General features: G+C 41.4%; 5 protein-coding genes. 3 read left to right on the top strand and 2 right to left on the bottom strand.

The window, feature by feature from the left end; all coding sequences use genetic code 11:
- The 3 genes from F6K38_RS40340 to F6K38_RS40330 all read left to right on the top strand — a co-directional run.
- The coding region (locus F6K38_RS40340; protein WP_287360469.1) for a Uma2 family endonuclease at positions 1–488 on the top strand (488 nt) is incomplete at its 5' end.
- On the top strand, positions 488–757 hold the full coding sequence (locus F6K38_RS40335) for a hypothetical protein (RefSeq protein ID WP_287360468.1): 270 nt from the start codon (positions 488–490) through the stop codon (positions 755–757). The genes F6K38_RS40340 and F6K38_RS40335, both read left to right, overlap by 1 nt.
- A 351-nt stretch (positions 758–1,108) precedes the next feature.
- Positions 1,109–1,333, top strand: a complete 225-nt coding sequence (locus F6K38_RS40330) for a hypothetical protein (protein WP_287360466.1) — start codon at positions 1,109–1,111, stop codon at positions 1,331–1,333.
- Between the two features lie 220 nt (positions 1,334–1,553).
- Here the strand turns inward: F6K38_RS40330 and F6K38_RS40325 are convergent, their stop codons facing one another.
- Both F6K38_RS40325 and F6K38_RS40320 read right to left on the bottom strand, forming a co-directional pair.
- Entirely contained in the window at positions 1,554–1,745 is a 192-nt protein-coding gene (locus F6K38_RS40325) for a hypothetical protein (RefSeq protein ID WP_287360465.1), read from the bottom strand.
- Between the two features lie 63 nt (positions 1,746–1,808).
- Positions 1,809–2,065 (bottom strand): DUF29 domain-containing protein (locus tag F6K38_RS40320; protein ID WP_287360464.1); only part of this gene is annotated, 257 nt, incomplete at its 5' end.

The following is a 2,065-nucleotide window of genomic DNA, read 5'->3' as shown; positions in this document are numbered from 1 at the left end:
TAGTAGAATTGCCGCCTGAGAGTGAACCAAATCATTGGAGGGTAATGTGGCTAATGCTCCAATTAGTCAAGTTAATTAACCCCCGCTTAATTAAGATGCACAGTTGTGAATTACAAGTTCCAGGAAATCCTCAAAACCGCTATCCAGATTTAGTAGTAATTAGAGAAGAACATCTTATCCAAACCGAAAAACGCCTAACTATCACCCTTGATATGCTTCCCCCACAGTTTGTGGCTGAAGTAGTTAGCCCCTACAAAAACCAAAAAGATGAAAACTACCGACGTGATTATGTAGAGAAAGTACAACAATACCAAGAAAGGGCTATTCCTGAATATTGGATTATTGACCCCCAAGAGCAGTTAGTAACTGTGCTGGTATTAAACAATGGTAGTTATGAAAAACAAGAATTTCGTGGTAATGAGCAGATTGTTTCCCAGACTTTCGGTGATTTTAAATTTACGGCTTTACAGGTAATAAGTGCTAATTGATGGGTAAGTTGTCAGCTATCAGCTGTCAGCTGTCAGCTATCAGCTATCAGCTATCAGCTATCAGCGATCAGCGATCAGCTGTCAGCGATCAGCGATCAGCGATCAGCGATCAGCGATCAGCGATCAGCGATCAGCGATCAGCGATCAGCTGTCAGCGATCAGCTGTCAGCTATCAGCGATCAGCGATCAGCGATCAGCGATCAGCGATCAGCGATCAGCTTATGCGCTATGGGTTAAGTCCCAGCGTCCAAGCCTGTTCCACAAACTAGAAGCCTGTTCCACAAAGCTGTTCGCCTAGCGTGGCCTATGACCAAGGGAAAATCCCCAAACTTTCAATTATCATTAATCTTGAACTATTAAATCTCTTGTTTCAAGTTTATTTTAAACTGACAACTGACAGCTGACGGCTGAATGCTTTCCTTTCAATTCTCATGAATATCAAACTATTAAATCTCAGGTTTGAGGTTTATTTTAAACTGACAGCTGACAGCTGACAGCTGACGGCTGATAGCTTATTTTATTATCAAATTATCTACCCAAAAAAAATTTATAAAAACCCTTGACAAATATAATTATAATCATTACAATAATCATTGTAAACATAATTCAGGTTCTTAACCATGTCTCAAAACTTTATCCCGAATCAAAACAATAATCCTGAGGAGTCTAAGCAAAAGAAACAACGAATTAAGTACATTAAGGGCTCTCCTGAAGGAGTCACCAATACTATTTACTCCCTTTATGCACTCGGGTATGCAAAGGTTTCCGACTGGAGCCCTTTGCAGCCAACCGGAATTCCAGGGCAAGTAATTAGTTTTGCAACCAAGTATTCGACTTGGCGTTAATAGGTTAAATTTCTGGGGGGGTTTCCCCCCTGGCAAAGACTCCAGGCTGTTCGCGTAATGTGACCTTTGCCGAATAAAATAGGATCACATCCGGATTGATTCGGGAAGTGAGAGACATGACATAGTGTTTACTGAAATAGCCGTGGATATTATTTCTACGGCTATTTTTTTTTGCTATAGATGGGTGTGGAATGTGAGTTAAGCAAGCGATTGATTGCTATCATCGTGTTATTGCGATCGCGTAGCGTGACCTACGGTCAATCGCACAAGCGCGGAAGCTGAGGCCGTAGGCCACGCTTTGCGAACGCGTGACTCGCGTAGCGTGGCCTACGGCCAATCGCATCAGATTCCGATTGTAGTTATTTTCAAATAGCCCAATCTCAATCACAGCAAATTCAGTACAAAGAAGCACCGTCAAACCCTCTCCCCTGCTGTCATAACAATATAATTTAAATCAAGACCAGCTTAGGATAAGTCAATCTTGATCTAAAATATCAGAAGTAAAAGGACAATTCTGAGGAAAACTAACAGATGGATAATTCTTGCTCACCTTCTTCAGTGGATATCTGTAGCAATCGGAAAAGACCGATTCAAGATAAGGCTTGAGGCTAGGAGATTCAGACAACAGAAGATTAATCTGTTCTCTTTGTTCATCGATAGTATTTTCCCAGCCTCGATAATCAGGCTCTGAATCTACGTACTGCCTTTTTAGCAAATGTTCCATCAAAACCT

The sequence above is a fragment of the Moorena sp. SIO3B2 genome, assembly GCF_010692525.1.
In the GTDB taxonomy this organism is placed as follows: domain Bacteria; phylum Cyanobacteriota; class Cyanobacteriia; order Cyanobacteriales; family Coleofasciculaceae; genus Moorena; species Moorena producens.
The sequence above is the reverse complement of the archived record's forward strand: the minus strand, read 5'-3'. Positions and strand labels throughout refer to the sequence as shown.

Coding starts and splice junctions, on each gene's coding strand:
- F6K38_RS40335 (WP_287360468.1), top strand. CDS start 488: ATGGGTAAGTTGTCAGCTATCAGCTGTCAGCTGTCAGCTATCAGCTAT.
- F6K38_RS40330 (WP_287360466.1), top strand. CDS start 1,109: ATGTCTCAAAACTTTATCCCGAATCAAAACAATAATCCTGAGGAGTCT.